The sequence below is a fragment of the Mesorhizobium sp. M7A.F.Ca.AU.002.02.1.1 genome, assembly GCF_003998535.1.
Classification (GTDB): domain Bacteria; phylum Pseudomonadota; class Alphaproteobacteria; order Rhizobiales; family Rhizobiaceae; genus Mesorhizobium; species Mesorhizobium ciceri.
Genome location: NZ_RZPB01000424.1, coordinates 1 through 5,435, shown reverse-complemented (window position 1 = coordinate 5,435; position 5,435 = coordinate 1). Strand labels below are relative to the sequence as shown.

Annotated in this window: 6 protein-coding genes; all 6 read right to left on the bottom strand. The window is 62.5% G+C overall.

Going from position 1 to position 5,435, the window contains the following annotated elements; all coding sequences use genetic code 11:
• Window positions 1–1,178, bottom strand: a 1,178-nt coding sequence (nuoF, locus tag EN879_RS23020) for an NADH-quinone oxidoreductase subunit NuoF (protein WP_127274261.1), incomplete at its 3' end; no start/stop codon positions are given.
• 10 nt (window positions 1,179–1,188) lie between these two features.
• A complete protein-coding gene (locus EN879_RS23015) occupies window positions 1,189–2,469 on the bottom strand; it encodes an NADH-quinone oxidoreductase subunit E (RefSeq protein ID WP_063168238.1) in 1,281 nt (426 codons plus the stop codon).
• The gene (locus EN879_RS23010) at window positions 2,470–3,660 is read right to left on the bottom strand and encodes an NADH-quinone oxidoreductase subunit D (protein WP_024501361.1); all 1,191 of its coding nucleotides are present in this window, start codon (window positions 3,658–3,660) and stop codon (window positions 2,470–2,472) included. It lies immediately after the preceding gene.
• Window positions 3,661–4,263, bottom strand: a complete 603-nt coding sequence (locus tag EN879_RS23005) for an NADH-quinone oxidoreductase subunit C (protein ID WP_013531091.1) — start codon at window positions 4,261–4,263, stop codon at window positions 3,661–3,663.
• 4 nt (window positions 4,264–4,267) lie between these two features.
• On the bottom strand, window positions 4,268–4,849 hold the full coding sequence (locus tag EN879_RS23000) for an NADH-quinone oxidoreductase subunit B (RefSeq protein ID WP_013531090.1): 582 nt from the start codon (window positions 4,847–4,849) through the stop codon (window positions 4,268–4,270).
• Window positions 4,840–5,205, bottom strand: a complete 366-nt coding sequence (locus tag EN879_RS22995) for an NADH-quinone oxidoreductase subunit A (RefSeq protein WP_010910112.1) — start codon at window positions 5,203–5,205, stop codon at window positions 4,840–4,842. The genes EN879_RS23000 and EN879_RS22995 overlap by 10 nt, the downstream gene beginning before the upstream one ends.
• Window positions 5,206–5,435: the final 230 nt, after the last annotated feature.

Below are 5,435 nucleotides of genomic sequence, written 5' to 3'. Positions count from 1 at the left end.
AGCGCGCAGATCGTATGGCCTTCGATCTGCTTGGTGACGTCGAGCAGCATATCGATCTCGCGCTTCTGCGCCTCGCCGCGCACCAGCCGTTCCATCACCCGCCACATCCAGCCGGTACCTTCGCGGCATGGCGTGCACTGGCCGCAGCTCTCGTGCTTGTAGAAGTAGGAAAGCCGCGCGATCGCCTTCACGACATCGGTCGACTTGTCCATGACGATGACAGCCGCGGTTCCAAGGCCGGATTTGAGGTCGCGCAGCGCGTCGAAATCCATCGGCGCGTCGATGATCTGCTCGGCCGGCACCAGCGGCACCGAAGCGCCGCCCGGTATGACCGCCAAAAGATTGTCCCAGCCGCCGCGAATGCCGCCGCAATGCGTCTCGATCAGTTCGCGGAACGGGATCGACATCGCCTCTTCGACCGTGCACGGATTGTTGACGTGGCCGGAGATGCAAAACAGCTTGGTGCCGACATTGTTCGGCCGGCCGAAGGACGAGAACCAGGCCGCACCGCGGCGCAGGATGGTCGGCGCAACCGCGATCGATTCGACATTGTTGACCGTGGTCGGGCAGCCATAGAGGCCGACATTGGCCGGGAATGGCGGCTTCAGCCGCGGCTGGCCCTTCTTGCCTTCGAGGCTTTCGAGGAGCGCTGTCTCCTCGCCGCAGATATAGGCGCCGGCGCCGTGGTGCATGTAGATGTCGAAATCGTAGCCGGAGGTGTTGTTCTTGCCGATCAGCTTGGCCTCATAGGCCTCCTCGATCGCGCGCTGCAGCGCCTCGCGCTCGCGGATGAACTCGCCGCGCACATAGATGTAGGCGGCAACCGCACCCATGGCGAAACCGGCAAGCAGCGCGCCCTCGACCAGCGTGTGCGGGTCGTTGCGCAGGATGTCGCGGTCCTTGCAGGTGCCGGGCTCCGATTCGTCGGCATTGATGACCAGGTAGCTCGGCCGGCCGTCGCTCTGCTTGGGCATGAACGACCATTTGAGGCCCGTCGGGAAGCCGGCGCCGCCACGGCCGCGCAGGCCCGACGCCTTCATCTCGTTGACGATCCACTCGCGGCCCTTGGCGACGATGCCGGGCGTGTTATCCCAGGCGCCGCGCGCCATCGCGCCGGCCAAGGACTTGTCGAACAGGCCGTAGATATTGGTGAAGATGCGGTCTTTATCCCCGAGCATTTTTCGTCCCTCAGACCGGCTTCTTGCCGAAGACGCGGATGTATTCGGCGACGCCACCCTTGGCGAGCGCCTTGGCCTGCTTGACCCAGTCGTCGCGATCGATGCGGCCCTGGAAAGAGAGATAGCCATCCACCCACTCGCGTTCGGCCTTCTTCCACGACGCGACCTGCGCGAAGGTAAAGATGCCCAGCGTATGCAGGATGCCCTCGATCTTGGGGCCGACGCCGGAGATCAGTTTGAGGTCATCGACCTGTGCCGGCCTGTCGATGCCGGCCGGGCGGTTCTTGTCCCCGAGCGACGGTTTGGCCGGCTTGGCGGCCGGTACCTTGACCTCTGGCGCCTTGAAGGCGGAGGCCGGCTCGGCCTTGGTGATGGGGCCACTGCGCTGCTTGGAAACCTGCTCGACTTTGGAGTCTGCCTTGTTGGCATTGGCGGCCGAATGCAGTGGAGCGGCAACACTCGCCGCCTTTTCAGCCGCCGGCGCGACCTTGGTTTTTGAAGGCGTCTTCAGCGCCGGGCTGGTTTCAGGGGCGTCGGTCTTCGGCTTGCTGGTGTTGGACGGTGCGACAGGGGCCGCGGCCGGCGCCGGCACCGGCGCTGCGACGATCGCGTCGGGTGCCGCCCTGGCGGCCTTGGCCGCCTCCCTGGCTTCCCTGTCGCGGGTCGACTTGAGGATCGCCTTTTCGCTCTTCAGCGTGGTGAGGCCGGAGGCCGGCTCCGAGCCGGTGCGGCCATTCTGCGGCCCCGGTTCCACCGCAGCACCCTTGCCGGCGTCATAGAGATCGATGATTTCAGCCAGGCGTTCCGGCGTCAGATCCTCGAACGTGTCCTTGAAGATCATCACCATCGGCGCGTTGACGCAGGCACCGAGGCATTCCACCTCTTCCCAAGACAAGGTTCCCTTGTCGTTGGTGTGGAACTGGTCGTGATGGATTTTGGAGCGGCAGACATCCATCAGCGCTTCCGAACCGCGCAGCATGCAGGGCGTGGTGCCGCAGACCTGGATGTGCGCACGCGTGCCGACCGGATTCAACTGGTACTGCGTGTAGAAGGTCGCGACTTCCAGCCCGCGGATGCGGGGCATGCCGAGCATGTCGGAGATCGTCTCGATCGCCGCCTTCGTCACCCAGCCTTCCTGCTCCTGTGCTATCATCAGAAGCGGGATGATGGCCGACTGTTCACGGCCCTTCGGGTACTTCTTGATCCATTGCTTCGCAGCCGCGGCATTCGCCCGGTTGAAGGCGAAGGATGCTGGCTGGACGCTGGCTTCTGCGAGACGGCGGACTGACATTTAGCGATCGACCTCACCAAACACGATGTCGAGGGAGCCGAGAACGGCGGTGACGTCGGCCAGCATGTGGCCGCGGCAGAGGAAATCCATCGCCTGCAGATGCGCGAAACCCGGCGCGCGCAGCTTGCAGCGGTAGGGCTTGTTGGAGCCGTCGGAGACCAGATAGACGCCGAATTCGCCCTTCGGCGCCTCGACGGCGGCGTAAACCTCGCCGGCCGGCACGCGATAACCCTCGGTGTAGAGCTTGAAGTGATGGATCAGCGCTTCCATCGAGCGCTTCATCGCCTGGCGCTTGGGCGGCACCACCTTGCCATCGAGGTTCGACACCGGGCCGGTGCTCTCCTTGCCGAGCAAAAGGTCGACGCACTGGCGCATGATCTTCGCCGACTGGCGCATTTCTTCCATGCGCACGAGGTAGCGGTCGAAGCAGTCGCCGTTCTTGCCGATCGGAATGTCGAAATCCATCTCCGAATAGCATTCATAGGGTTGCGACTTGCGCAGATCCCAGGCTGCACCCGAGCCACGCACCATCACGCCCGAAAAACCCCAGGCCCAGGCATCCGCCAGCGAGACGATGCCAATATCGACATTGCGCTGCTTGAAGATGCGGTTGCCGGTCAGCAGCCGGTCGAGGTCGTCGATCGACTTCAGGAACGGGTCGATCCACTTGCCGATGTCCTCGACCAGTTGACGCGGCAGGTCCTGATGGACGCCGCCGGGCCGAAAATAAGCGGCATGCATGCGCGAACCGGAGGCGCGCTCATAGAACACCATCAGCTTTTCGCGTTCGACGAAGCCCCACAGCGGCGGCGTCAGCGCACCGACGTCCATCGCCTGCGTCGTCACATTGAGGATGTGCGACATGATGCGGCCGATCTCGCTGTAGAGAACGCGGATCACCTGGCCACGCTTCGGCACCTCGATGCCGAGCAGACGCTCGGCGGCCAGCGCAAAGGCATGTTCCTGGTTCATCGGCGCGCAATAGTCGAGCCGGTCGAGATAGGGTACCGCCTGCAGATAGGTTTTGGCTTCGATCAGCTTTTCGGTACCGCGATGCAGCAGTCCGATATGCGGATCGACGCGATCGACGACTTCGCCGTCCAGCTCCAGCACAAGGCGCAAAACGCCGTGCGCCGCGGGGTGTTGCGGGCCGAAATTGATGTTGAAGTTGCGGACGGAGGTTTCAGCCATTTACTGCTTTGCCTTCTCGTCACCCGGCAGCACGTAATCCGTACCTTCCCACGGGGACAGAAAATCGAAATTGCGGAATTCCTGCTTGAGCTCGACCGGCTCATAGATAACGCGCTTGGCCTCGTCGTCGTAGCGCACCTCGACGAAGCCGGTCAGCGGGAAATCCTTGCGCAAGGGATGGCCTTCGAAGCCATAGTCGGTCAGCAGGCGGCGCAGGTCGGGATGGCCGGAGAACAAAACGCCGTAGAGATCGTAGGTCTCGCGCTCGAACCAGTCGGCGCCGGGATAGACGCCGGTGATCGACGGCACCATGGTTTCCTCGTCGGCCTGCACCTTGACGCGGACGCGCACATTCTGCTTCGGCGACAACAGGTGATAGACGACGTCGAAACGCTTGGCCCGCGACGGATAGTCGGCGCCGCAGACATCGATGATCGAGATGAACTGGCAGCGCGCATCGTCGCGCAGGAAGGTCATCACCTCGACCAGATCGCGCGGCTCGACATGGATGGTGAGTTCGCCATAGGCGATATCAGCCTCGTTCACGCGGCCGATCAGCTTCTCGCCGAGATAGGTCGACAGTTCGCTCAGGGATGCGGTCATGGATTTACCGTTCGATCGTGCCGGTGCGGCGGATCTTCTTCTGCAAGAGAAGAATGCCGTAGAGCAGCGCTTCGGCGCTCGGCGGACAGCCGGGCACATAGATGTCGACCGGCACGATGCGGTCGCAGCCGCGCACCACCGAATAGGAATAGTGGTAATAGCCGCCGCCATTGGCGCAGGAGCCCATCGAGATGACGTAGCGCGGCTCCGGCATCTGGTCGTAGACCTTGCGCAGCGCCGGCGCCATCTTGTTGGTCAGCGTGCCGGCGACGATCATGATGTCGGACTGGCGCGGAGACGCGCGTGGCGCGACGCCGAACCGCTCCGAATCATAGCGCGGCATCGAGGTGTGGATCATCTCGACCGCGCAGCAGGCGAGGCCGAACGTCATGAACATCAGCGACCCGCTGCGCGCCCAGGTGATGAGCGCCTCGGTCGAAGTGACCAGAAAGCCCTTGTCGGCCAACTCGTTGTTGATCTCGAGGAAGAAGGGATCGTCCTCCCCCACCGGCCTGCCGGTGTTGGGATCGATGATGCCCTTGGGCTTCGGCGCGACGAGGGTGCCTGAACTGTCGTTCAATCCCATTCCAGCGCTCCTTTTTTCCATTCATAGGCAAAGCCGATGGTCAGCACCGCCAAAAAAACCATCATCGACCAGAAACCGAGCATGCCGATCTTCGAAAACGACACCGCCCACGGAAACAGGAAGGCTACTTCCAGGTCGAAGATGATGAACAGGATCGACACCAGGTAGAAACGGATGTCGAACTTCATGCGGGCGTCGTCGAACGAGTTGAAACCGCACTCGTAGGCGGAAAGCTTTTCGGGATCGGGATTGCGGTAGGCCACCAGGAAGGGCGCGGCCAGCAGCGCCAGGCCGACAACCAGCGCCACGCCTATGAACAGGACGATGGGCAGGTATGAGCTCAAGAGTGCGTTCATGCTCGGCTTTCCGTTGGCGCCAATCCACGTTGATTACAGCACCGGACCCTAATGCGGAAGCGTGACAGTTTAACCGCTGAACCGTTTTAAGGGCCTATGCTGCAACGCGGCGAGGGTTAGCGCAGCACTTCCAGCGAAGCAAGTCAAACCTTGTTCAAAACATCGACCTGGACGGCATATCGCGGCAAACTGGTCCGATCCGCTCCTGTTTGATTTCCTTCGCTTTTTAC

Excerpts from the sequence above, each read along its gene's own strand:
- EN879_RS23015 (WP_063168238.1), bottom strand. The coding sequence starts at position 2,469 with ATGTCAGTCCGCCGTCTCGCAGAAGCCAGCGTCCAGCCAGCATCCTTC.
- EN879_RS23010 (WP_024501361.1), bottom strand. The coding sequence starts at position 3,660 with ATGGCTGAAACCTCCGTCCGCAACTTCAACATCAATTTCGGCCCGCAA.
- EN879_RS23005 (WP_013531091.1), bottom strand. The coding sequence starts at position 4,263 with ATGACCGCATCCCTGAGCGAACTGTCGACCTATCTCGGCGAGAAGCTG.
- EN879_RS23000 (WP_013531090.1), bottom strand. The coding sequence starts at position 4,849 with ATGGGATTGAACGACAGTTCAGGCACCCTCGTCGCGCCGAAGCCCAAG.
- EN879_RS22995 (WP_010910112.1), bottom strand. The coding sequence starts at position 5,205 with ATGAACGCACTCTTGAGCTCATACCTGCCCATCGTCCTGTTCATAGGC.